The organism is Rhodococcus sp. KRD162 (genome assembly GCF_017168335.1).
Classification (GTDB): Bacteria; Actinomycetota; Actinomycetes; order Mycobacteriales; family Mycobacteriaceae; genus Rhodococcoides.
This window is the reverse complement of record NZ_JABFAU010000003.1, coordinates 450,417-473,748: the sequence shown is the minus strand read 5'-3', so window position 1 is coordinate 473,748 and position 23,332 is coordinate 450,417. Positions and strand designations below refer to the sequence as shown.

General features: G+C 64.8%; 21 protein-coding genes. 9 read left to right on the top strand and 12 right to left on the bottom strand.

The window, feature by feature from the left end; translation table 11 throughout:
- The 7 genes from rpmB to J1M87_RS04640 all read left to right on the top strand — a co-directional run bounded on the left by rpmB (position 1) and on the right by J1M87_RS04640 (position 3,100).
- A complete protein-coding gene (gene rpmB / locus J1M87_RS04670; protein WP_206488242.1) occupies positions 1-237 on the top strand; it encodes a 50S ribosomal protein L28 in 237 nt (78 codons plus the stop codon).
- Positions 234-404: a 50S ribosomal protein L33 gene (rpmG, locus tag J1M87_RS04665; protein WP_206488769.1), complete on the top strand. Its 171-nt coding sequence runs from the start codon at positions 234-236 to the stop codon at positions 402-404. The genes rpmB and rpmG overlap by 4 nt, the downstream gene beginning before the upstream one ends.
- Before the next feature lie 3 nt (positions 405-407).
- On the top strand, positions 408-713 hold the full coding sequence (gene rpsN / locus J1M87_RS04660; protein ID WP_206488240.1) for a 30S ribosomal protein S14: 306 nt from the start codon (positions 408-410) through the stop codon (positions 711-713).
- Positions 714-729: 16 nt separating this feature from the next.
- The gene (rpsR, locus tag J1M87_RS04655; protein ID WP_008719028.1) at positions 730-984 is read left to right on the top strand and encodes a 30S ribosomal protein S18; all 255 of its coding nucleotides are present in this window, start codon (positions 730-732) and stop codon (positions 982-984) included.
- Between the two features lie 80 nt (positions 985-1,064).
- A complete protein-coding gene (locus J1M87_RS04650) occupies positions 1,065-1,991 on the top strand; it encodes an AEC family transporter (protein ID WP_206488238.1) in 927 nt (308 codons plus the stop codon).
- A gap of 46 nt (positions 1,992-2,037) precedes the next feature.
- On the top strand, positions 2,038-2,502 hold the full coding sequence (locus J1M87_RS04645) for a hypothetical protein (protein ID WP_206488236.1): 465 nt from the start codon (positions 2,038-2,040) through the stop codon (positions 2,500-2,502).
- Positions 2,503-2,527: 25 nt separating this feature from the next.
- Positions 2,528-3,100, top strand: a complete 573-nt coding sequence (locus J1M87_RS04640; protein ID WP_307830730.1) for a DUF1707 domain-containing protein — start codon at positions 2,528-2,530, stop codon at positions 3,098-3,100.
- Here J1M87_RS04640 and J1M87_RS04635 read toward each other — a convergent pair whose 3' ends face one another.
- On the bottom strand, positions 3,101-5,047 hold the full coding sequence (locus tag J1M87_RS04635) for a VWA domain-containing protein (protein WP_206488232.1): 1,947 nt from the start codon (positions 5,045-5,047) through the stop codon (positions 3,101-3,103).
- On the bottom strand, positions 5,047-6,432 hold the full coding sequence (locus J1M87_RS04630) for a sigma 54-interacting transcriptional regulator (protein ID WP_206488230.1): 1,386 nt from the start codon (positions 6,430-6,432) through the stop codon (positions 5,047-5,049). The genes J1M87_RS04635 and J1M87_RS04630 overlap by 1 nt, the downstream gene beginning before the upstream one ends.
- A gap of 226 nt (positions 6,433-6,658) precedes the next feature.
- Between J1M87_RS04630 and J1M87_RS04625 the strand changes: the two genes are divergently transcribed.
- Positions 6,659-7,522 (top strand): endonuclease domain-containing protein, encoded by an 864-nt coding sequence (locus J1M87_RS04625; protein ID WP_206488228.1) that lies wholly within the window; start codon positions 6,659-6,661, stop codon positions 7,520-7,522.
- 67 nt (positions 7,523-7,589) lie between these two features.
- On the opposite strand, the gene purH is transcribed toward J1M87_RS04625, so the two are convergent.
- The 9 genes from purH to J1M87_RS04580 form a co-directional block, all read right to left on the bottom strand.
- The gene (gene purH / locus J1M87_RS04620) at positions 7,590-9,140 is read right to left on the bottom strand and encodes a bifunctional phosphoribosylaminoimidazolecarboxamide formyltransferase/IMP cyclohydrolase (protein WP_206488227.1); all 1,551 of its coding nucleotides are present in this window, start codon (positions 9,138-9,140) and stop codon (positions 7,590-7,592) included.
- Positions 9,137-9,751 (bottom strand): phosphoribosylglycinamide formyltransferase, encoded by a 615-nt coding sequence (gene purN, locus J1M87_RS04615; protein WP_206488225.1) that lies wholly within the window; start codon positions 9,749-9,751, stop codon positions 9,137-9,139. The genes purH and purN overlap by 4 nt, the downstream gene beginning before the upstream one ends.
- Before the next feature lie 80 nt (positions 9,752-9,831).
- Positions 9,832-11,355: a DUF6350 family protein gene (locus J1M87_RS04610; protein ID WP_206488223.1), complete on the bottom strand. Its 1,524-nt coding sequence runs from the start codon at positions 11,353-11,355 to the stop codon at positions 9,832-9,834.
- A 71-nt stretch (positions 11,356-11,426) separates the two neighbouring features.
- The gene (locus J1M87_RS04605; RefSeq protein ID WP_206488221.1) at positions 11,427-12,446 is read right to left on the bottom strand and encodes a DUF5336 domain-containing protein; all 1,020 of its coding nucleotides are present in this window, start codon (positions 12,444-12,446) and stop codon (positions 11,427-11,429) included.
- A gap of 338 nt (positions 12,447-12,784) precedes the next feature.
- Positions 12,785-13,909 carry a dimethylsulfone monooxygenase SfnG gene (gene sfnG, locus J1M87_RS04600; protein WP_206488219.1) on the bottom strand — a complete coding sequence of 375 codons (1,125 nt, stop codon included), beginning with the start codon at positions 13,907-13,909 and terminating at the stop codon, positions 12,785-12,787.
- Positions 13,910-14,508: 599 nt separating this feature from the next.
- Positions 14,509-14,850 (bottom strand): DUF2200 domain-containing protein, encoded by a 342-nt coding sequence (locus tag J1M87_RS04595; protein WP_206488217.1) that lies wholly within the window; start codon positions 14,848-14,850, stop codon positions 14,509-14,511.
- 169 nt (positions 14,851-15,019) lie between these two features.
- On the bottom strand, positions 15,020-15,931 hold the full coding sequence (sucD, locus tag J1M87_RS04590) for a succinate--CoA ligase subunit alpha (protein WP_206488215.1): 912 nt from the start codon (positions 15,929-15,931) through the stop codon (positions 15,020-15,022).
- An 8-nt stretch (positions 15,932-15,939) separates the two neighbouring features.
- Complete coding sequence (gene sucC / locus J1M87_RS04585; protein WP_206488213.1) at positions 15,940-17,103, bottom strand: ADP-forming succinate--CoA ligase subunit beta; 1,164 nt, start codon at positions 17,101-17,103, stop codon at positions 15,940-15,942.
- Positions 17,104-17,249: 146 nt separating this feature from the next.
- Positions 17,250-19,115 carry a hypothetical protein gene (locus J1M87_RS04580; RefSeq protein WP_206488211.1) on the bottom strand — a complete coding sequence of 622 codons (1,866 nt, stop codon included), beginning with the start codon at positions 19,113-19,115 and terminating at the stop codon, positions 17,250-17,252.
- Between the two features lie 267 nt (positions 19,116-19,382).
- Here J1M87_RS04580 and J1M87_RS04575 point away from each other — a divergent pair, with 267 nt between their 5' ends.
- On the top strand, positions 19,383-20,534 hold the full coding sequence (locus tag J1M87_RS04575) for a M23 family metallopeptidase (protein WP_206488209.1): 1,152 nt from the start codon (positions 19,383-19,385) through the stop codon (positions 20,532-20,534).
- Positions 20,535-20,613: 79 nt separating this feature from the next.
- Here J1M87_RS04575 and pcrA read toward each other — a convergent pair whose 3' ends face one another.
- Complete coding sequence (pcrA, locus tag J1M87_RS04570; protein ID WP_206488207.1) at positions 20,614-23,091, bottom strand: DNA helicase PcrA; 2,478 nt, start codon at positions 23,089-23,091, stop codon at positions 20,614-20,616.
- Between the last annotated feature and the right edge of the window lie 241 nt (positions 23,092-23,332).

Here is a 23,332-nt window from a genome sequence, read left to right as displayed (position 1 = left end):
GTGTCAGCGCACTGCCAAGTCACCGGACGCAGCCCCGGATTCGGAAAATCGGTCTCGCACTCCCATGTGCGCACCAGCCGCCGATGGGACCCGAACATCCAGCGCAAGACCTACTACGCGCCGAGCCTCGGCCGCCGCGTCACCCTCACTCTCTCGGCCAAGGGCATCAAGACCATCGATCGCGACGGCATCGACGCCGTGGTGGCGAAACTGCGCGCACGTGGGGAGAAGATCTGATGAGCAAGAGCACAGACGTCCGCCCGATCGTCAAACTCAAATCGACCGCCGGCACCGGCTACACCTACGTCACCCGCAAGAACCGCCGCAACGACCCCGACCGACTTGTCATGAAGAAGTACGACCCGGTGGTGCGCAAACACGTGGATTTCAGAGAGGAGCGCTGAGCTGTGGCGAAGAAGTCGAAGATCGAGAAGAACGAGCAGCGCAAGGTCCTCGTCGCCCGTTGGGCAACGCGTCGGGCAGAGCTCAAGGAAACCATCCGCAAGCCCTCGAGCAGCGAGTCCGAGCGCGCGCACGCCCAAGCCGTACTGCAGCGTCTGCCGCGTGACTCGAGTCCGGTACGATTGCGCAATCGTGACGCTGCGGATGGACGTCCGCGCGGTTACCTACGGAAATTCGGACTGTCCCGCGTGAAAATGCGCGAGATGGCCCACCGCGGGGAGCTGCCAGGCGTCCACAAGTCGAGCTGGTAAAGGGAAAAGGTTTCAGATGGCAGTCAAGAGAGCACCGTCGAAGAAGGTCCGCGCAGAGGCAGGCCGTCGACCCAAGAAGAACCCGTTGAACGCCGCCAAGGTCACCACGGTGGACTACAAGGACATCAACCTTCTTCGTCAGTTCATTTCCGACCGCGGCAAGATCCGTAGCCGCCGCGTCACCGGGCTCACCCCGCAGCAGCAGCGCCAGGTCGCTGTCGCAGTGAAGAATGCTCGTGAAATGGCACTGCTGCCGTTCACCAGCCGCTGAATCAGTTTTCGCGAAAGGCCACGTAGCCGTCCGGCTGCGTGGCCTTTCTGTCGTTCCCAGCAAGAAATGAGCATTCGACGATGTCCGGCGTACTCGAGGGCTTCACCGTCATCTTCGTCGTCATCGCTCTGGGATACCTGCTCGCGCATCTACGAGTGCTCGGCGAACACGGCCAGTTCGTCCTGAGCCGACTCGTCTTCTTCGTCGCGACGCCCGCGCTGCTGTTCGTCACCCTCGCCGGCTCCGATGTGTCGGTCATTCTCTCGCCCACGCTGGCCGTCGCAGGCACCACTGCATTGCTCGTCGGTGCCATCTATTTCGTCGTAGCGAAGCTGGTGCTCACCCGAGCCGTGCCCGACGCGACCATCGGCGCACTGGCGAGCTCGTACGTCAATGCCGCGAACCTGGGCATCCCCATCGCTGTCTTCGTACTCGGCGACGCCAACTTCGTCGCTCCCCTGCTGCTGTTCCAAATCATGATCTACACCCCGATTGCGGTGACGATTCTCGACATCTCGACCAAGATCGACAAGGTCTCGCTGTTCAAAACCGTCACGACGCCGTTCCGGAATCCGATCGTGCTGGCGGGCGCAGCAGGGCTCTTGCTGTCCGTTACCGGATTCGAGTTGCCCGAGGCATTGATGCAACCGTTCCGCCTCCTCGGAAATGCATCCGTCCCCGGTGCGCTGCTGGCTTTCGGACTGTCGCTCTACGGCGCGCGAGTACTGCAGAAGGGCATCAGTCCGCGGCGGGACGTGGCCCTCGCGACGGTGTTCAAGATGGCGTTGCAGCCGGTACTCGGCTACCTCATGGCGCGGTTCGTCTTCGTCCTGGAAGACCATGAGCTCTTCGCCATCGTCGTCATCTCGGCACTGCCCACCGCGCAGAACGTGTTCGTGTTCGCCAGCCGCTACCAGCGCGGTGTGGTGCTCGCCCGAGACACTGCGTTCGTGACCACGCTCGTCTCGATCCCCGTCATCGCGCTCGTGACGGTCTTCCTCGCCTGAGCCGAACGCAAAGGTTCTCCTCAGCTCCCAGCGCTACTTTGAATGCATGAGGTTTCTCGCTGCAGGTGTCATGTTGTGCCTGCTGCTGGTCGGCTGTAGCAGCGCCACCGGTAGCGACGAGGAGACAACGCCGACGCGCAGTGCCACCAATCCTGTCGGCCTCGTCCAGCCGCCCAGCGCCCCTCCGGTTCCGCACGAAGTACCCGTCGGCGACGTCGGCACCATGTTCGAGCCGACGCCGGATCTGCTTCGCGCCACCACCACTCCGTTCGAATCGTGGAGCCGGGTCTCCCCCAATACGATCGCAGTGCATTTCGTGACCGGCACCCCCGAGTGCTACGGCGCCGACGCCACGGTCGACGAGACCGACACCACCGTCACCATCGAACTGCGCACCGGCACCCGGCCCGATGCCGCCGACAAATCCTGCATCATGGTTGCGGTCTACGCCACGATGCAGGTGACCCTGGCATCGCCTCTCGGCAACCGCACCATCCTGAATGCGGCCTGAACCCCACGACGGTAAGGTCCTGGCGGTGAGCGATCATCTCCCCGACCGAGATCGAAGCCGAGTGCGCGCCGCCGACGCCGACAGGACCCTCGTCGCCCAGCTGCTCAGCGATGCTTTCGCACACGGCCAGCTCACCGTGAGCGAGTACGACGAACGCACCGCGGCTGCGTACCGGGCCACAACCTACGGCGAGCTCGATCTGCTGACCAGCGACCTGGTGCTGTCGGAGCCACCGACGACAACACCATCCGGTGGCTCCTCGAACGACCGCGTGATCGCGATCATGAGCGGTGCCGTGCGCAAAGGCGAGTGGACCGCAGCCGCACGCATCGATGCCATCGCGTTCTGGGGAGGTATCGAACTCGACCTACGCCGAGCGTCGTTCACCACCGAGGAAACCACCATCAACTGCGTCGCCATCATGGGCGGCATCGAGGTCACCGTGCCGCCCGGAGTGAGCGTCGAGGTCCGCGGCATGGGCATCATGGGCGGTTTCGAGCACGTCAGCGCAACACATCCCGGTGCACCGCGCGTTGTCATCACCGGATTCGCGTTCTGGGGCGGCGTGTCGGTGGACATCAAGGCAGCGGAGAAATAACTACGATCGCCGACGCTTGAGGTAGTCGGTCACCACCGCAGCACCGAGGCCGTCCAGATCGGGCGCGATGACCCGTCCACCCACTCGCTCGGCCATCTTGTCGACGACACGCGCCAATCCGGGATCGTCGCCGAGCCGGAAGATCGTCACCTGCGCACCGAGTTTGGCGACGGTATCGAGCTCCCGCACGGTCAGTCCCAACGTCCTCGGCGACGGCGGGTAATCGAAGTACGCGTGACCGTCCGGTTCCAGGTGCGCCGTCGGCTCACCGTCGGTGACGATCAACACCACCGGCTGTGCATTGGGATGCCTGCGCAGATGACGCACCGCGAGCATCAGCGCGTGGTGCAGATTGGTGCCCTGGTCGTAGGCACCGTCCAATCCGGCCAGCTCCGATGCCGTCAACGTCTGTGCGTGCCTGCCGAATCCGATGAGTTGCAGATCGTCGCCGCGGAACCGGGTACTCACCAGGTGATTGAGCGCCAAGGCGGTGCGCTTCATCGGCACCCAACGGCCGTCCATCACCATCGAGAACGAGGTATCGACCAACAGTGCCACAGCGGCCTGTGTTCGGGTTTCGGTCTCGCTGATTTCCACGTCGCTCACCTGCAGCTGCACCGGAAATCCGGAACCCTCGGCCGCTGTACGCACTATTGCGTTGGTGACGGTACGCGTGACGTCCCACGGTTCGGTGTCGCCGAACTCCCAGACCCTCGACGCTCCCGTCGGCTCCCCCATCGCACCTGCCTTGCGGGTGTCCCGCTCGCCTCCTCGACGAGAGATGGTGCCCGCCACATCTTTCAAGGCCGATTGGCCCAGCTGACGCATCGCCTTCGGCGACAAGCGCCACTGCCCGTCGGCACCCTTGTCCATGAAACCCTGCTGCCGCAAAGCCTTGTCGATCTCGGCGAGCATCCTGGCGTCGGCCGCCGCCTCGGGGCCGAGCTGCTTGCGCAGCGCGTCGGCGTCGATATCGTCCAACGCGGCACCGTTGTACTGCTGCGACAGCTGATTTCCCAGATTCTCGAGATCGGCGATGTCCTGCAGCGCCCCGGTACCGTCGCCCAGACCCATACCGTTCTCGCCGCGGAAGTTCTGCGAACCGTCCCAGTCCTCACCGGGCCTGGCCTGCTGCAGATTCTGATCGAGCCGATCGAGCTGGTTCAGCAGGTTCGAGTCGCCGAAGGCCTGCTGCGCCAAAGCATCGAGCTCCGCGCGCTGCTCGGGAGTCAGCGAGTTGCGCAATCGTTGCGCTGCGGCTGCCCGCTGAGCCAGGGAGTCCAGCAGCTCGTCGACATTCTTAGGATTCTCCGGAAAATGCCGGCCGTGCTTGTTCATGAACTCGTCGAACTGCTCGTCGGTGTCCTCGCCCTTGTTGTGGGCATCGAGCAGCTCGTTGAGGTCTTTCAACATCTCGCTGATGGCCTGGCGGTCTTCGTCCGTGGCACCTTCGAGGGCTTGCTTCATGCCCGCGAAGCGCTGGTCGAGCATTTCGCGTCCGAGCAGGTCCTTGATCTTCTCGTAGTTCTCCCGCCCTTCGGAGGAGCGCCAGTCGTAGTCCGACAGCTCCTGCACCGCCTGGGCAGTGGACGGCGAGAGATCACCGATCTGCATCTCCTGGAACCGCGCATCGTCGTCGAGGGCACGCGCCAATGCCTTGCGCTCCTCGAGCACCGCCTTGTCGAGAAGCTCACGCACCTCCTGCAACGTGCCGTCCAGATTGTTCTTCTTCAACAGATCTCGCCGACGCTTGGCCGCCTGCGCGGCCAGGTCGTCGAGGCCGCGCATGTTCTTCGTCCCGCGCCGCAACATCTCCTGCAATGCGCGCCGCGGCGACGCACCCTCGAGCACCTCCTCCCCGATGGCGTCGAGTGCCTCGCGTAAATCCACCGGCGGCGCAAGGGGATCCGGCCCGTCGTGGTATCGCCCGTATCTGGAGCGACGCATCAGCTGTACACCGTCTGGCCGTCGTCGTCGGGGTCCTTGGAGATCCGCCGCGCGAGGTAGAGGCCTTCGAGAGCGAGTTCGACGGCGGCGGCCTTCTCACCGTCCGAGGTCGCGTTCAGCCGCTCGTGGATATCGCCGATGACCTCCACGTCGGGCAGCTCGTCCAGCAGCGCTTTGGCGGTGATCCGGTCTCCGGTGACGATAGGCTCGCCCGTCTCGACGGCTGTCACCAGCGCTGCGAGATTGATGCCTCCCAGATGTGCCCGCACGGTATCGGCCGTCGCGCGGCGAAGCATGTGTTCGAGGACCTCGACTTCCCGTCCCTCTTCACCCGATTCGAATTCCACCTTGCCGCGCAGTACCTCGATGATGGTGCCGAGATCGACCGGACGAGCCACAGGCTCCGCCTCACCCAGTATCGCGGCCCGATGCACGGCCGCGGCAGCGATGGTTTCGGCGGCCGCGATCGCGAATCGAGCGGAGACGCCCGAGCGCTGATCGACCGAGGGCGATTCCCGCAGCAGCCTGGTGAATCGAGCCAGCACCTCGAGCAGATACGTCGGGACGACGGCCTGCAGATCCGCTTCCTGGTCGATGACGGCTACCTCGTCGTCGAGCTCGAGGGGGTAATGCGTCCTGATCTCGGCACCGAAGCGGTCCTTGAGCGGGGTGATGATGCGTCCGCGATTGGTGTAGTCCTCGGGGTTGGCGCTCGCCACCAACATGACATCGAGCGGCAACCGCAGCGTGTAACCGCGGACCTGAATGTCGCGTTCCTCCATCACGTTGAGCAACGACACCTGGATGCGCTCGGCGAGATCCGGCAGTTCGTTGATCGCCACGATGCCGCGGTGGCTGCGAGGGACCAGTCCGAAGTGAATGGTTTCCGGGTCGCCGAGGCTGCGGCCCTCGGCCACCTTCACCGGGTCGACGTCACCGACGAGGTCGGCCACCGAGGTATCGGGGGTCGCGAGCTTCTCGGCGTAGCGCTCACTGCGGTGTCGCCACTCGATGGGCAGGTCGTCGCCGAGTTCCGCGGCTCTACGGATGCTCGCGGGCGTGATCGGCTCGTAGGGATGCTCACCGAGCTCGGCCCCGGCGATGACCGGCACCCACTCGTCGAGCAGCAGATTCAGAGTGCGCAGCAGACGTGTCTTGCCCTGCCCTCGCTCGCCGAGCAGCACCACGTCATGACCGGCCAGAATTGCTCGCTCGAACTGCGGCAATACCGTCGAGCCGAATCCGAGAATCCCCGGCCACGGATCTTCGCCGTCACGCAGGGCCTTCAGAAGGTTCTCCCGCAGCTCTTCCTTGATCGACCGCTGCCGATGGCCGGATGCCGTGAGTTCACCGAGAGTGGAGATGCCAGGTTTGGTAGAGGTCACTTCTCCACGCTACGAGCGTTTGGCACTTGCTGCCATCCAGTACTCCGCCGAACTCGAAGTTATGGACGAAATTCGCGCAAATTCCGTCCATAACTTCGAGTTCGGCGGTCGATGCACACCGGGGCCCGAGATCAATTACAGGCACATAACTGTGGACAACGATTTTGTCCATCCACAACCGGCGCTCGGCCCACTTTTCGCCTGAATCCGATGCCACTGTGCGTGGATGGACAGCGCACCGTTCGTCGGATCCGAGGCAATCGCCAATGGACTCGTCACCCGTCAGCAACTTCGAGCCCAGTTTCGACGAATCTATCGTGACGTCTACATCGACCCGGGTAGCGAACTGGACGCGCCCACCAAAGCAAGGGCAGCGTGGTTGTACTCCCGAGGTAAGGCGGTGGTCGCAGGCGTCAGTGCCGCGGCAATCCACGGATCGCACTGGATCTCGGCAGACCAGGATGCCGAGCTCATCTGGGCCGAACACAGACGGATGTTCGATGGGCTCCGGATCGGCTTCGACAAGCTGGCACCGAACGAAATCGAGACAGTGGATGGAGTGGTCGTCACCACCGCCGCCCGAACTGCCTACGATCTGGGCCGTCGCGCACCCTTCGGCACCGCCGTGGCACGTCTGGATGCATTGTGTCGTGCGACCGGGGTTGGCATCTCGGACATCACCCGGCTTGCCGAACGTCATGGTGGGGCGCGCGGGATCGTCCAGTTGAGAGCCGTACTCGACGTGGTCGACGCAGGTGCGGAATCACCGCAGGAGACGCGTACCCGACTGGCACTCATGGCCGCCGGCCTGCCTCGACCGCAAACACAGATCGAAGTGGTGGGGTCGGACGGCAGAGTGTTCGCGCGCATCGACATCGGATGGGCACGCTGGAAGGTGGCGGTGGAGTACGACGGCGAGCAGCACTGGTCCGACGAAAGGCAGCGAGCCTGGGACATCGAGCGTCAACAATTACTCGAAGCACTCGGCTGGACCGTGATCAGGGTGAGCGCACTGCAACTGCGCACCGATCCATGGGGCATTGCGGCGCGGGTTCGCGACAAGTTGCGCGCAGCGGGGGCAAAGGTCTAGCCGAGCTCGAAGTTAGGGACGGATTTCCCCGGAAATCCATCCCTAACTTCGAGCTCGGCGGGGACGCTCAGTGCGCGAAGTGCCGGGAACCCGTCAGATACAGCGTCACTCCGGCATCCTGCGCCGCGGCGATCACCTCGTTGTCTCGAACCGAACCACCGGGCTGCACAACGGCTTTGACGCCCGCATTCATCAGCACCTGGAGGCCGTCGGGGAACGGGAAGAACGCATCCGAGGATGCCACGGATCCCGCTACCCGATCCCCTGCCCGCTGCACTGCGAGATGGGCGGCATCGACGCGATTGACCTGCCCCATTCCGACGCCGACCGAAGCACCGTCGTGGGCCAGCAGAATCGCGTTGGACTTGACGGCTCGTCCTGCCCGCCAAGCGAATTCGAGATCCTTCAGGGTCTGCTCGTCGGCAGGCTCGCCGGCCGCAAGGGTCCACTGGGCAGGATCGTCGCCCTCGGCGTCGAGTACATCGCGCTGCTGCAGCAAGGTCCCGCCCGAGATCGGCTTGAGTTCGACGCCTGCCTTCGGCGGTGCCTGCGCCAGCAGCACGCGAATGTTCTTCTTGCGCTTGAGAACTCCGAGGGCACCATCGGCGTAGGACGGCGCGATGATGACCTCTGTGAATATCTCGGCTACCTGTTCGGCCATCTCGACGGTGATCTCGCGGTTGGCCGCGATGACGCCGCCGTAGGCACTCACGGGGTCGCAGGCATGAGCCTTACGATGCGCCTCGGCGATGTCCTCGCCGACGGCAATGCCACACGGGTTCGCATGCTTGATGATGGCGACGGTGGGCCCGGAATGATCGAACGCCGCGCGCCAGGCCGCGTCGGAGTCGGTGAAGTTGTTGTACGACATCTCTTTACCGTGCAACTGCTCCGCCTGCGCGATGCCCGAGCCGGCAGGATCGACGTACAGCGCTGCCTTCTGGTGCGGGTTCTCTCCGTAACGCAGCACGGCCGAGCGGTCCCAGGTTCCGCCGATCCACTCCGGGAACGAGGACTCGGACTCGACCAGCACGTTGCTCATCCACGACGCCACCGCAACGTCGTAGGCCGCGGTGTGTTGAAATGCCTGCGCCGCAAGCGAAGTGCGCTCCGCGAGGGTGAACCCACCACCGGTGACGGCCGTGAGCACGTCCTCGTATCGCGATGGATCGACCACCACGGCAACCGAGGGATGGTTCTTGGCGGCGGCGCGCACCATCGAGGGTCCGCCGATGTCGATCTGCTCGACGCATTCGTCCGGGGTTGCGCCGCTGCTCACGGTCTCGGTGAACGGATACAGGTTCACCACGACCAGTTCGAAGGCCTCGATGCCCAGGTCTTCGAGCTGCGAAAGATGTTCGGGCTTACGGGTATCGGCGAGGACGCCAGCGTGGACACGGGGATGCAGCGTCTTGACGCGACCTTCGAGGGTCTCGGGGAATCCGGTCAGATCCTCGACCTTGGTGACGGGGATTCCCGCGTCGGCGATCTTCGCGGCGGTCGATCCGGTGGACACCAGAGCGACGCCCGCACCGTGCAGGCCGGTCGCAAGTTCGATCAGTCCGGTCTTGTCGTAGACGCTGACCAGCGCGCGGCGCACTGCTTTACGTTCACTCATCGGATTATCTGAGCCTTTCGTCCATCGGAGGTGATACCTGTGGCGGCCACGGCTGCGATCACGTCGACCAGCAACCGTCGCTCGACAGTCTTGATGCGTTCGTGCAACGCCGGTTCGTCGTCGTCATCGAGAACGGGAACGGCTTCCTGAGCCAGGATCGGGCCGGTATCGACACCGGAATCGACCAGATGAACCGTCGAACCGGTTATTTTGACCCCGTGATCGAGGGCGTCCCGAACGGCGTGTGCGCCCGGGAACGACGGCAGAAGTGCAGGGTGAGTGTTGATGATGAGTCCGGCAAAGGCGTCGAGAAATCGTCCACCGAGGATTTTCATGAAGCCGGCGGTGACGATCAGATCGGGCTCGTGGCGCAGGACGGCATCGGTGAGCGCGATGTCCCAGTGGGCCCGATCGGCATAGTCCTTCAGCCCGATCCGAAAGTGCGGTATCCGTGCCTCGTCCGCACGGCGGACGGCATCGCAGTCTCGATCGACGCCGACGGCGACGATGCGGGCCGGGTAGTCCTGTGCTTCGGTGGCGTCGATCAGCGACTGCAGCAGCGAGCCCGTCCCCGATGCGAGGACGACGACCCGCGCGGGTGTCTCACGCAAGGCAGTCAGCGCACTACTCCTGAAATATCGAGGCGGATCGATCGAACCAGCGGAAAGCCTAGTCGCTGCGCCCCGCGCACCTACCGGGCAGGTCCGTCCTGTGGGCTGCTCGACGCCTCGTCCCCGTCGACGGGTGGGGCGACGATCTCGGCTTCCAGAGGCTCGTCGGTGCCCGACTTGGCAGATGATTCGGTCGCCTCTGCGGTGTGTGACTCGACCGGTTCGCCCGGAACTTCGTCCACGACCTCCGCTTCGACGACATCCTCTGATTCGGCGACGACCTCGGACGATTCGGTGTCGGACGGTTCGGTGTCGGACGGTTCGGTGTCGGAGGCTTCGGTGGGAGCCGCTTCGATGGCCACAGCGGCGGTGGGCTCGACCGGCTCCTCGGTCGCGTGCTCGGCGGAGTCCTCGGTGGCGGGCTCTGGTTCTGCTCGACGCCACACGACGACAGCTGCGGAGACCGAGCCGATCACGCCCAGCCACGCGAATGTCAGCAGCCCGAAGCTCCACACCGTCACCTCGACGGTCCCGAAGGTTCCGAGGTTCCCGCCCGCGGCGTAGCCGAACAGTGCTGCCAGCACTCCGGTTGCAGCTGCCACCACCCAGACCGAGGACAGGGCAACCTGCACGTCGACGCTGCGGATTGCGCAGTCACGGCCGAGCAACAGCCCAGCACCGATCGGAACGACGAGCATCACGGCCCAGATCGCCTGGGCCGGGCCGTCGGGGAAGACGGCCAGGATCGGCAACGGCGGAAGCGGGCCGCCCGTCGTGGAGAACAGGCTCACCGCTGCATCGCCGAACCCGGCTGTCGATCCGGTCGCGACGGCGAGGGCACCCACCAGGACATTGGGCAGGTACAGGATCGACAGAACTGTGAGCCCGAGCATGCCGACGACATCGTGTCCGCGTTCGAGCAGCGATCCGGCGGTCTGCCACGAAGCGAGCAGGGCGAACAGCACGACCGTGCCGCCGCCCGCCGCAAGCAGTGACAGCACCCGCACCGAGGGCGCGACGAGCGCACGAACCCAGTCCGGGAGTCCGCGGCGGACCACCAGCGAGTCCCAGCGCGCCGACAACAATCCCATTCCGGAAGCAGCCGCATGTACGCCCGCGACCCAGGCGAAAGCGACGAGCGCGTTGGGGCTCGACAGCCCGATGACCGCCGACGCATCCTTGGCGACGGCCAGAGCGACGGCCGTCACGGCGAGCGGACCAGCGATCGACGCCGCCACCACCCACCGAACCATCCGGCTGTCGGTCGCAGTGTGCACCGCGTGGTGGACCGTGCGGGCCACGGACCAGCCGATGATCACCGTCGGCAGCAGGGGCGCGACGCCGAGGGAGGTGCCACCGATGCTCAGAGGCACCAGGTGCACGGCGAACCACGACGCTGCGATCGCTCCGAGAGTTCCGGTCAGATCACTGTTGACCGAGACGAGGGTGATCAGAACGAGCGTCGTTGCGATCACCACGACCAGTCCTGAGGTCTTGAACGCCACCGCGGCGAGCATCCGCGACTGATCTGGGCTCGGCCCGGGGCCGACGCGGGCCGTCGGGCCGGCGGCGCGTCGAGTGTCTCGGTTCAATAGATCGCTCATCACCACGAGAGTTGCATCAACTTCGCCGCGCACCTGTCAGGCGCGCCGCGAAGCCCGTCGTGATGGCCGAATCAGTCCCGTTTGCCCTCTTCGTCCGCGGCGGGAGTGGCACCGAAGGCCTGGGTGGGTGCGCCGTAGGGCGTCGACTGTTCACCCGTTGCGGGCTCAGCGGGAGTTGCGGGCGGCTGGCCGTACCCCGGGGGCTGACCGTACTGATACGGATTCGGCGGATATGCCTGGCCCGCGGCGGGACCGCTCGGGCCGGTGTACGGCGGCGGCGAGTAGCCGCCCTGTGGCGGGGTGTAGCTGCCCTGTGGCGGGGTGTTCGAGCCGGACGGGCCACCGTACTGCGGCTGACCACCCGGGTAGGACTGCTGACCCGTCGACGGTCCGCTCGATGCCTGGCCGAAGTTCGACGCAGAACCCTGGGCCTGTCCGTACGACGGCGGATTGCTGTAGTTCTGCGGCTGCGACGGCCCACCGAACGAGGTCGTCGGTGCGTTGTACGGGTTCTGCTGACCGTATCCCTGCGGCTGGTTCTGGTTGCCGAAGCCCGCGGCCTTGGGAGCCGGAGCCTTGAGGATGCCTGCGTCGAGCAGCAGTGCCACTATTGCGGCCGCCGCCTGGACGAATCCCAGCACGAGCACGAGAATTGCGCCGATGCCGAGTGCGGTGGTGGTGCTGGCGAATTCGTTGCCGTCGGCGCTCGGCAGACTGAACGACTGGAAGGCCAACACCAGGAAGCCGGTGACAGCAAGGGCAGCAACCACGGCCTGGTTCTTGGTGTCCTTCTGCACGAGCGATGCGCCCGCGATCAGACCCGAAACGAGCAGCAGCGCCACCGATACCGCGCTGCCACCGGATGCGAAGAACGTGGTGCTGAACGAGGTCTGAATGCTGCTCGGCAGTTCCTGAGCCGAACTGACCTCGGCGGTGACGAGATCGAGCAACCCGAGTAGGAAATTGACCACGCCGAGGCCGAGGACCGCGAACGCGAGAATTCTCGCCAGGTTCGGCGAACCACCACGGGACTTCGACTGCAATCCCTGGCTTCCGGGTGCTGGGTTCGAGGGTGCTGAGGTGCCCGGCACTGGAGGTCCGAACGGGTTCGACACGGACGGCTGATGAAACTGCTGTCCCTGCCCTGACTGGCCCTGCCCTGGCTGACCTTGCCCTGGCTGGCTGTGACCCTGCGCGGGCGACGGGCCCTGATTCGGCGTCGATGGGCCGTAAGACGGTCCGCTTCCGCCGTACCCGCCAGAGTTGGAGCCGCCAGAGTTGGAGCCGCCAGAGTTGGAGCCCCCAGTTTCAGGGCTGCCGGGCGAGTAGGTCATCGCGTCTCCTCATCCTGTTTCTCATGTACCCCAGGTCGGTCGGGTCATTGGTTCTCACGCTACTGCACGGGTCCGACCGAGCTCGGCACTCCAGGTCAACGGGCTGGAACCAGCTCCTGCGCCTCGGCTTCGGCCGCCTCGAGTTCGCGAACCAGCGGCAGCACCCTGGCACCGAAGTACTCGATCTCCTCCTGGAAGTGCAGGAAGCCCCCGAGAATCAGGTCGACGCCGCGGCGACGGTAGGCGACGATGCGTTCGGCCACCTGCTCCGGGGTGCCGATCAACTGGGTCTTGAAGCCGTCGTTGTACTGAACGAGGTCCTCGAACGTCGAGTCCGCCCACATACCCTTCTTGTCACCCGTCGAATTGCCGGCCTGCTGCACCGCTCCTTTGAAGCCTTCGACGGCAGGCTTGTTCGCCTTCTCGATGATCTCGCACAGCGTGTCTCGCGCTTCCTTCTCGGTGTCACGGGCAATGATGAAGCCGTTGAGGCCGAACTTGACCTCGCGCTGATGATCACGCGCGACACGACGGAGATTGTCGAGCTGCTCGGTGACGCCGTCGAAACCCTTGCCGTTGCTGAAGTACCAATCCGAGTACCGACCGGCATTCTCCTGCGCTGCAGAAGAATTGCCGCCCTGGAACAATTCCGGGTTGGGCCGGTCTGGAGTGTTGAGCGGCTTGGGCCTGAGGGTGAAGTCGTGGATCCGGTAGAAGTCGCCCCGAAAATCGACGTCGTCCTCGGTCCAGATCTTGCGCAGCACCTGAAGGAATTCAGCACTGCGACGGTACCTTTCGTCGTGTTCGAGCCACGGTTCGCCGAGATGGGTGAACTCGTCCTTGAACCAACCGCTGACGACGTTCACCGCGAACCGGCCGTTGGACAGGTGATCCGCGGTCGCGCCGAGCTTGGCCAATACCGCTGGCTGCCACAGCCCGGGGTGCACTGCCGCAATGACTTTCAGCCGCTCCGTCGCCAGCAGGAGCGCGAGCGAGAAACTGGTGGATTCGTGCTGGAACTCGGCCCCGTAACTCGCCTCGTACCGCACCTGACTGAGCGCGTACTCGAACCCGTTGTTCTCGGCGGTCTGCGCCAGCTTCTTGTTGTACTCGTAATCCCAGCTGGTGCGTTGCTCGATGGTGCTGGTGACCAGACCACCCGAGACGTTGGGCACCCAGTACGCGAACTTGATTGCGGCGGCGATTTTTTCGGTGCTCATGTTGTTCTCTTTCGATCCGTGGGGAGGCAGGACACAGGCGGGCCTACGACCACACCCTGGGCTCGGGTGGGACGTTTCGCCGATCTCGGGGGGAGCGCGATCTGCGGTGTTTGTGATGAGCTCAGTCAATCCCCGCTCCCGGTCGGTGACCACACTTCGAATCAGCGTGATCCTGAGAAGCGGGCTGCCGACTCTCTCGGCCGATTACTCACCACGAGACGGAAAGACAACGTTGCTCAGACCCGCGCATCGGGAACGGCACACCTGACCTGACATGCGGTCGGCTCGTTTTCGGGGGCCAAAAAGTACTTCGTGACAGATTCGCTAGATTTGTACCGTGTCACGACATCTGGCGATTATTGTTATGCACATCACAAAATCGGCGGGTCCGAAGACTCGCCCTCCCCTAAGACGCCCCCTATGCACAAGTCACTCTTCGCCACCGTCGCCGCTGCCGGTGCAATCGCCGTCGCCGTCATCTCGCCTGCCGTCTCCAACGCCGCCCCCACCGACGTGACGTTCACGGTTTTGGGTGGGGCGCTCACCATCACGGCCGACACCTACACCGCCACACTCACTATTCGATTTTCTGAGGCAGCTCAGCTGCGCAGAATCTTCTCCATTTTCTTGCCCTTGGCGAGCTCGTCGATCAGCTTGTCCAGCAGCCTGATCTTTTTCATCAGCGGGTCCTCGACATTCTCGACGCGAATGCCGCAGACCACTCCGGTGATCAGGGTCGCGTTCGGGTTCAGATCGGCCGCCGCGAAGAAGTCCTCGAACGTCGTCTCGGCTTCGAGATGTTTCTCGAGGGTGGCTTGGTCGAATCCGGTGAGCCACCGGATGATCTCGTCGACCTCCGCTTCGGTGCGGCCCTTTCGCTCGACCTTCTTGATGTAGAGCCGGTGGACCGTCACGAAGGCGGTGGTGAAGATGTTGTGCACGCAGGTCAATCTAGTTCATCCGTGCGCCCGGTCCGCGTGAATGTCACATTGCCGCGCTCAGACGTATGCAGTGGTCCATTCACGCGGCCGGACCGCGGCCGAACCACCGAGCGAGCGCACGAAAAAGCCCGCCACCGAATCGGTGGCGGGCTGTTTCACGAAACGAGTCCTACTTGACGGACAGCGATTCCAGGATTTCGCGCGCGAGAGCAGCGGTCTCGGACGGCGTCTTGCCGACCTTCACACCTGCGGCCTCGAGCGCGTCCTTCTTCGCCTGTGCCGTTCCCGAGGAGCCGGAGACGATGGCACCTGCGTGGCCCATGGTCTTGCCCTCGGGAGCGGTGAAGCCTGCGACGTAGCCGACGACCGGCTTGGTGACGTTGGCCTTGATGTAGTCGGCTGCACGCTCTTCGGCGTCGCCGCCGATCTCACCGATCATGACGATGACCTTGGTCTCGGGGTCCGCCTCGAACGCCTCGATGGCGTCGATGTGGGTGGTTCCGATGACCGGGTCGCCGCCGATGCCGATGGCGGTCGAGAAGCCGAAATCGCGCAGCTCGAACATCATCTGGTAGGTCAGCGTGCCACTCTTGGAGACCAGGCCGATGGGGCCGGTTCCCGAGATGTTGGCGGGCGTGATGCCGACCAGTGCCTCACCGGGGGTGATGATTCCGGGGCAGTTCGGTCCGATGATGCGGGTCTTCTTGCCCTTCTCCACGTTGTAGGCCCACGCGTACGCGGAGTCCTGCACGGGGATGCCCTCGGTGATGACGACGAGCAGCGGGATCTCGGCGTCGATCGCTTCGACGATGGCGTCCTTGGAGAATGCCGGCGGCACGAACGCGATGGACACGTCGGCTCCGGTCTTTTCCATGGCCTCGGAAACCGAAGCGAAGACCGGCAATTCGATGTCGTTGCCCTGAGCATCGACGTGCTTGACCGTGGTTCCGGCCTTGCGTGCGTTGACGCCACCGACGACCTGGGTGCCGGCCTTGAGCATCAGGGCGGTGTGCTTGGTGCCTTCGCCGCCGGTGATGCCCTGGACGATGACCTTGTTGTCCTTGTTCAGAAAGATTGACATGGTTTCCTCTACTTCGCTGCCAGCTCGGCGGCCTTGTCGGCGCCCTCGTCCATGGTTCCGGCGAGCGTCACCAGCGGGTGCGCGGCGTCGGCGAGAATCTTGCGGCCCTCTTCGACCTTGTTGCCGTCGAGGCGGACGACCAGCGGCTTGTTGGCATCGTCGCCCAGCTTCTTCAGTGCGCCGACGATTCCGTTGGCAACCGCGTCACAGGAGGTGATGCCGCCGAACACGTTGACGAACACGCTCTTGACCTGTTCGTCGCCGAGGATGACGTCGAGTCCAGCGGCCATGACCTCTGCCGAAGCGCCGCCGCCGATGTCGAGGAAGTTGGCCGGCTTGACGCCACCGTGTGCCTCGCCTGCGTAGGCGACGACGTCGAGGGTCGACATGACCAGTCCGGCACCGTTTCCGATGATGCCGACCTGTCCGTCGAGCTTGACGTAGTTGAGGTCGTGCGCCTTGGCCTTGGCCTCGAGGGGATCGGCTGCGTCCTTGTCCTCGAACTCGGCGTGGCCGGACTGGCGGAAGTCTGCGTTGGCGTCGAGCGTCACCTTGCCGTCGAGGGCGAGGATCTGATCGTCGGGGGTGCGAACCAGCGGGTTGACCTCGACCAGGAGGGCGTCTTCGTTGATGAAGACCTCCCACAGCTTCTGGATGGTCACCGCAGCGGCGTCGAGCACCTCGGCAGGCAGCTTGCCCTTCTCGGCGATCTCGCGTGCGAAGGCGAGGTCGACACCCTTGACGGCGTCGACGGGGATACGTGCGAGTGCGTCGGGGTTCTCCTCCGCCGTCACCTCGATCTCGACGCCACCCTCGACCGAGCACATCGCGAGGTACGTGCGGTTGGTGCGATCGAGCAGGAAGGAGATGTAGTACTCCTCGGCGATGTCGGAGGCCTCTGCAACGAGAAGCTTCTTCACGACGTGGCCCTTGATGTCGAGTCCGAGAATCGACTCTGCGTTCTCGGTGGCTGCTGCGACGTCCTTGGAGTACTTGACGCCTCCGGCCTTACCGCGACCGCCGACCTTGACCTGTGCTTTGACCATTACTGGCTTGCCGATTTCTTCGGCAATCTCTGTTGCTCCGGCGACCGTGTCGGTGACACGACCGGCGGAGGTTGGTACGCCATGCTTGGCGAACAATTCCTTCGCCTGGTATTCGAAGAGATCCATCAGCTCACCGTCTCGTCTACGTTGACGCCCGCTCCAGGGGTGTGAGCGGGTCTGAGCATGGACTTTATCCAGGTGCCCCGACGGCGCATCGGGCGCATGCATGCTATGTGGCCTATCTCACCGCCCTGCTGTCGATGCAACGACCGTCACCGATCGGCGCGGCGGGCCGAAAGTGCCGCAGCGACACCGAGAACGACGATTCCCACCACCAACGGCAGGACTGCAGATCCCATCTGCGGATCGGTGGCACGCGCAGATGTCAGCGGCCACGAGGAGAGATGAACGAGACCCGCGACCACTGCGGCGGCAAGCAGAACACTGCCGCGCGCAGCCCGGGCGCGCGCGGCGACGACGGCACCGACGAGCACCCCGACGGCGAGCGTCATCTGCCCCCAGGTGTCCCAGCCCCACGGAACCTCGGTGACGGTTGCGGCCGTGACATCGCTGCCCCGATACAGCGGCAGCGCCAGGCCGACGGCGAGGAGCGCCGCGCCCAGCAACCCGGTACCCAGTACGACGGCGTCGGTACGTGCATCGGTGGAGGTGTCGACATCATCGCGTTCGGCCGACCCGGCGAACAGCGCCAGCAGCCCGGTGACCGTCGCGGCCACGACGCCCGCGATGATCGCGAATGCGCCGGTTCCGGCGCTGACTCCGTCCACGTCCTCGGCCAGAACCACCGATTGCAACACCGAGGCCGCCGCCGACACCGAACCGAGCCAGAACAGCGCCACGAACGGGCGTGCTGCCGCAGCGAACTCCGAGAACAGCAGCGGCACCGAGCCCAGAATCAGCACGAACCCGGCGACCAACACCACCCTGGTGGCCAAGATCTGAGGCACGGCGGTTCCCGAGTCGGTCTCGAGAATCGGCAGCAGTGATCCGACAACGAACAACGCACCCGCGAGAACACCCGCACCACCCGTGGCGGTATGCCATCGGAGCACCCCTGGCCCGGCCACGCTGCGGGCACTGCGAACCCCGTTGTCGCGCTGCTGTGCCCTCTCCAACGCCCGTCCGTCACGGATCGCAGCGACGGGTACGAGTAGCGCGCCGCAGATCAGCAGTCCGAGTCCCGCGGCGGTGCCCAGATACGCGCCGGGCCCGGCACCGATCCGGTCACCGCCGCTCAGTCCGGCCAGCAGACCCACTCCCGCGAACCCGAGCATTCCGAGCCCGGCGCCGGCGGACGCGCCTGCCGCCACCGGCGGAGACAACGACGCCAGAGCGGACGCAGCCACCACCAACACCGAGATGCCGACTACCGCGGAGCCCACCGCGACGAAGACCGGCGACTCCACCACGGCCGTCACGATCACCACCGGATCGTCCGAGCGGTACAGCGAAGAAAACGCGGCGACGGCCGCCAGCACTCCGAATGCGCCGAGCAGGATCCCGAGCAGCGGACCCACCCGGCCCGCCACCGCGCGCCCCACGTGTTCGGAGTACACCGAATGGCCGTACCCGTCACCGAGCCCGGCGCGGTGCACCGCAGACCACCCCGCAACACCGGCCAGAACCGACGCAGCATGACCGACGAGCAGAACCTGGGCACCGACGGTGGCGTCGAGGGTGGCGGCGCTCAGTGGACGGAAGAGCTCGAGCCTGTTCGCGTCGATCGGATCCGACAACAGCGCGAGGTCGAGCAGGGTCAGGCCGAGTGCCACCGCTCCGTATCCGGCCAGGAGTGCGGCTGCGAATTCGATGCGCCCGGTGGCGGCCCCTGCCGCCGCGAGAACGGCGACCAGGACCGAAAGCGTGATCGCGACGATCGCTGCGGAGGCGGCACCACTTCCCACCGGCGAGCCGTCGGCGCTGTCGACCACACCGATCAGCTGGGCCGTGACCGCAGCGCCCGCGGCGAGCAGAGCGAGTACGACGCCGACAACGATCCTCGAGGTCGGGGACGGATCGTCCGCTCTGCCGTAGGGCTGATCCTGCGGCTCGATTCGTTGCGGTTCGGCACGCTCGGCGCGGTCGGCGGACGAGTCGTCGAAGGTCGGAGTCGGCATTCGGATCACGGTATCGGCTCGATCGGCCCGTGAACCGCTACTGTGACAGCGTGCCTCGGATTCGATGCTCGCCGATCACGATCCGATGACAACGCGTGGCCGACCTACTGATGTGGCGCGTCACGACGGAACCGCTGGTCGCCCTGTGAGCCATCTCACATATGAACGCAGTTTGGTCCGTTAACTTGCGCGTCTCGCAATCATTTCGTTACCGTCTGCCGAGTCTTTCAGTAACAGCCGGATCACGGATAATGGAGGTTGTAGGTCTTGCAGCATCACCGCGCGTCCTTCACCTCCAGCCGTTTTTCTCGAACTTCGGCTGACGAAGCGACCACGGTCTACAGCTACGAGCCCGCACACGAGGCCCCGTTCGATCCGGCAGGGTTCGAACCGGCGCTGTTCCACGCTGCACCGTACGACGAAATTCCGTACGACGAAATTCCGTACGACGAGGCTCCATCCGAGCCCACGTACGCCAGCACTGCCTACTCCTACACCTCGTACCGGCCCGTCGAGACCGAGTACGTCGACACCGAGTACATCGAGACCGAGCGCGTCGAGACACCGCGAGATATCGCAGCAGCCGACGAGTCACCGACCGTCGTCACCGCGCTCGCAACCACTGGCGACGTAGCCCCGGTGGCCCGTCGCGGCGGCGCACACCGGATCCCGCTTCCCCCCACTGCACTCAAGGGCCGAGCTGCCGTTCTCGCAGTGGCCGCAGGCGCTGTCGTAGCGGCGGGTCAGGCCGTGGTCAACCATGACTCGCACGCCGACGTGTCCACCTCCGAGTACGCACTCGCCGCAGGCGAAGCGCCGGCCGCAGCTGCAGTCGCTGCCACCACCGCCCCGCAGAGTGTCGAGCTGGCAGACGACTCCTCGAGCGCGACGCCTTCGCAGGCACCGCAGATCCTCAGCGTCGCTGCACCGGCCGATTTGAGCCAGTTCAACGACTTGCTCGCCAAGGGCCAGCGCTTCAGCGACGAACGAGCTGCCCGTGAGGCCGCTGCCCGTCGGCCGCTGTTCGCTCTCCCCGCGCAGGGCACCTACACCTCCAACTTCGGCACCCGGTGGGGCGTACTTCACGCCGGTGTCGACATCGCCAACTCGATCGGAACACCGATCTACGCCGTCGCCGACGGCAAGGTCATCGACTCGGGTCCGGCGGCAGGTTTCGGTATGTGGGTACGCCTGCTGCACGCCAACGGCACTATCACCGTCTACGGCCACATCGACAGTTCGCTGGTCACCGTCGGGCAAGAGGTCATGGCAGGCGATCAGATCGCGCGCATGGGCAATCGCGGCTTCTCCACCGGCCCGCATCTGCACTTCGAGGTCCATCTCCCGGGCGAGGTCAAGATCGATCCGCTCCCCTGGCTGGCATCCCGCGGAATCTCTCTCGGCCCCGAGATGGACTGAATTTCTCCAGCAACATCACCCACGGCACGATCGAACCGGACCCGCTTTCACAGGGCCGGTTTTTTGGTTTCCGGATCTTCTACAGCTTGGTCATCGGAACGCCGCCGATGAGCATCATCTTGACCCGTCCCGCCGAGCCGAAATCGATCAACACCATCGCCTTGACTCCGGCCCCTGTCGATTCCAGCACCGTACCGAGCCCGTACTTGTCGTGACTGACCCGATCCCCTACCGCCAGAACGAGATTCGAGTTCCGTCCCTTGGCCGCACCGAAGCTGGGTGACGAGCTCTGGCCACGCGACGAGGATCCGCCGTAACCGTTGGAGCCGTAGCTGTTCGAGCCGTAACCGCTACCCGATCCGTAGCTGCCGGACCTGCCGCCACCGATTGCGCGGCCACCCCCGGTACCTGGATCCTCACGTCGCCAATCGATCAGGTGCTGCGGAACTTCCTGCAAGAAGCGTGATTCCGGGTTGGCAATGGGCTGCCCCCAGGCCGATCGCATGATGGCCCGCGTCAGATATAGCCGCTGCCTGGCCCGAGTGATTCCCACGTAGGCCAGCCGTCGTTCCTCGGACAGTTCGTTCGGATCGCCCAGTGCCCGCATATGGGGGAATTGGCCGTCCTCCCAACCGGTGACGAAGACGACCGGAAATTCCAGACCCTTTGCGGTGTGCAGAGTCATCAGGGTGACGACGCCGGTGCCCGAGTCGGGGATCTGATCGGTATCGGCCACCAGAGACACTCGTTCGAGGAACGCCGCGAGCGAACCCGGCTCCGCCAGGCCGTCGACGCCGCCCTGCTCATCACCAGCGTCGTCGTCACCGGTTTCCAGGGCTTCTGCCGCCACCGCCGCTTGATTTCGCGCCTCGGACGTGAATTCCCTGGCCACGCTGACGAGTTCGTTGAGGTTGTCCAAGCGCGCACCGTCCTGCGGGTCACTGCTCGCTTCGAGCTCGGCACGGTATCCGGTGCGATCGAGAACTGCTTCGACGACGTCACCGATGTCTGCGATGTCGTTTCCGTCGCCGTCGGTCGCGGTGAGCACGGCGCGCAGTTCTTCGAGCAATTCCACGAACTGTGCGATCAGCTTCTGCTGGCGCGAGTTGAGCAACGCCACTTTCCCGGCGGCCGCGTCGTGCAGGGCACGGGAGAAGCTGATCTCTCGTTGCTCGGCGTGGACGGCGACGCACGCCTCGGCACGGTCACCGATACCTCGGCGCGGAGTGTTGAGGATGCGTCTCATGCTGACGGTGTCGTCCTCGTTGGACAGCACCCGCAGATACGCGACCAGGTCTCGGACTTCCTTGCGCTCGTAGAATCGGACGCCGCCGACCACCTTGTAGGGCAACCCCAGTCGAATGAAGATCTCCTCGAGCGCACGCGAGGAGTTGTTGGTGCGGTAGAACACCGCGACCTCGTCGAAGCGCACATCCCCGCGGTCGACGAGTCGATCGATCTCCGACGCCACGAACGACGCCTCGTCGTGCTCGTTGTCGGCAACATATCCGACGATCAACTCGCCTTCGCCGGTGTCGGTCCACAGCTTCTTCTCGCGGCGACCGATATTGCGGGAAATGACGGCGTTGGCGGCCGAGAGAATGTTCTGGGTCGACCGGTAGTTCTGCTCGAGCAGAATGGTGCGAGCGTCGGGGTAGTCGCGCTCGAACTCCTCGATATTGCGGATGGTGGCACCGCGGAAGGCGTAGATGGACTGATCGGCATCGCCCACCACACACAGTTCCCCCGGCGCGACGGTGCCCTCGAGTGCGCCGTCGGCGTCGGCAGTGCCGACCAACTCCCGAACCAGCATGTACTGGGCGTGGTTGGTGTCCTGGTACTCGTCGACAAGAACGTGCCGGAAACGGCGCCGGTAGTACTGCGCGACCTGCGGGAAGGCTTGGAGGACTCCGACCGTTTCGCCGATCAGATCGTCGAAGTCCATTGCATTGGCGGCACGTAGCCGCTGTTGGTAGATGCCGTACACCTTGGCGACGAGCCGGGGCAACTCTGCGGGATCGCCGTCGGCGTCCTGCGCTGCCTTGTCCGGGGCGATCAGTTCGTTCTTCAGATTGGAGATCGCAGTCGAGAGCAGCCGCGCCGAGAACTTCTTGGTGTCGATCTGCAGATCCTTGGAGATCATCGTCAGCAACCGCCGCGAGTCGTCCGCGTCGTAGATCGAGAAGTTCGAGTTCAGGCCGGGCAGCAGCGCTGCCTGTGCACGCAGAATGCGCACGCAACTCGAGTGAAAGGTCGATACCCACATCGAGTTGGCCCGCGGCCCCACCAATCCCGCGACTCGCTCACGCATCTCGGCGGCGGCCTTGTTGGTGAACGTGATGGCCAGCACCTGGCCGGGCGACACTCCCCGCTCGGCGAGCAGATAGGCGATGCGACGCGTGAGCACCGCCGTCTTCCCGGAACCGGCTCCGGCCACGATGAGCAGCGGGGACCCCGTGTGCACAACGGCCTCACGCTGCTGGGGATTGAGCCCTTCCAGCAGCGCATCGGACGCGGTGTTCTTACGGGACTCGAGGCCGTGGAGGAATGTGTTCATCGTCTTGTCACGTTACCGGCGCACACCGACAATCCCATATCTCGCGGTTCCCAGCTGTTCGGACGACTTTTCAGGACGGTCGGCCCATGGCACACTGGATCGGTGATCGAAAAAACCGTACGGCATTGCCTACGTCGGGTCAGCCGCTGTTCGGCCGCACCTACAGGAACCTGTCGGTAGATGTGACGCCCCTGGTTCCAGGCGGGGTGCTCGATGAACCTCGCCGGATATCGGAGCTGGG

Excerpts from the sequence above, each read along its gene's own strand:
- rpsR (WP_008719028.1), top strand. The coding sequence starts at position 730 with ATGGCAGTCAAGAGAGCACCGTCGAAGAAGGTCCGCGCAGAGGCAGGC.
- J1M87_RS04650 (WP_206488238.1), top strand. The coding sequence starts at position 1,065 with ATGTCCGGCGTACTCGAGGGCTTCACCGTCATCTTCGTCGTCATCGCT.
- J1M87_RS04645 (WP_206488236.1), top strand. The coding sequence starts at position 2,038 with ATGAGGTTTCTCGCTGCAGGTGTCATGTTGTGCCTGCTGCTGGTCGGC.
- J1M87_RS04635 (WP_206488232.1), bottom strand. The coding sequence starts at position 5,047 with ATGCGTCGCTCCAGATACGGGCGATACCACGACGGGCCGGATCCCCTT.
- J1M87_RS04625 (WP_206488228.1), top strand. The coding sequence starts at position 6,659 with ATGGACAGCGCACCGTTCGTCGGATCCGAGGCAATCGCCAATGGACTC.
- purH (WP_206488227.1), bottom strand. The coding sequence starts at position 9,140 with ATGAGTGAACGTAAAGCAGTGCGCCGCGCGCTGGTCAGCGTCTACGAC.
- J1M87_RS04610 (WP_206488223.1), bottom strand. The coding sequence starts at position 11,355 with ATGAGCGATCTATTGAACCGAGACACTCGACGCGCCGCCGGCCCGACG.
- sfnG (WP_206488219.1), bottom strand. The coding sequence starts at position 13,909 with ATGAGCACCGAAAAAATCGCCGCCGCAATCAAGTTCGCGTACTGGGTG.
- sucD (WP_206488215.1), bottom strand. The coding sequence starts at position 15,931 with ATGTCAATCTTTCTGAACAAGGACAACAAGGTCATCGTCCAGGGCATC.
- sucC (WP_206488213.1), bottom strand. The coding sequence starts at position 17,103 with ATGGATCTCTTCGAATACCAGGCGAAGGAATTGTTCGCCAAGCATGGC.
- J1M87_RS04580 (WP_206488211.1), bottom strand. The coding sequence starts at position 19,115 with ATGCCGACTCCGACCTTCGACGACTCGTCCGCCGACCGCGCCGAGCGT.
- pcrA (WP_206488207.1), bottom strand. The coding sequence starts at position 23,091 with ATGAACACATTCCTCCACGGCCTCGAGTCCCGTAAGAACACCGCGTCC.